This window comes from Klebsiella sp. K47, assembly GCF_051858335.1.
Classification (GTDB): Bacteria; Pseudomonadota; Gammaproteobacteria; order Enterobacterales; family Enterobacteriaceae; genus Klebsiella; species Klebsiella pneumoniae.
In genome coordinates this window covers 1-211 of the sequence record NZ_JBPYUI010000572.1, presented here as the reverse complement: position 1 = coordinate 211, position 211 = coordinate 1, and the positions used below count along the sequence as shown (strand labels likewise).

The following is a 211-nucleotide window of genomic DNA, read 5'->3' as shown; positions in this document are numbered from 1 at the left end:
TCGATCTGATCGACGCCGGCAAGCTGAGCTTTGCCTCGGGCAGTTCCATCACCCTGTCGACCCGTCGCAACGCCGACGTGTTCGGCAACCTGGAGCGCTACAAGGACAAGCTGGTGCTGCGTCCGCAGGAAATCTCCAACCACCCTGAAGTGGTACGGCGCCTGGGCATCATCGGCATCAACACCGCACTGGAGTTCGACCTGTACGGCAA

1 protein-coding gene is annotated in these 211 nt (G+C 61.1%); it reads left to right on the top strand.

Annotation, left to right across the window (positions count from 1 at the left end; genetic code table 11):
* On the top strand, positions 1 to 211 hold a 211-nt coding region (locus RRF55_RS29265; protein ID WP_439419493.1), incomplete at both ends, for an acetyl-CoA hydrolase/transferase C-terminal domain-containing protein.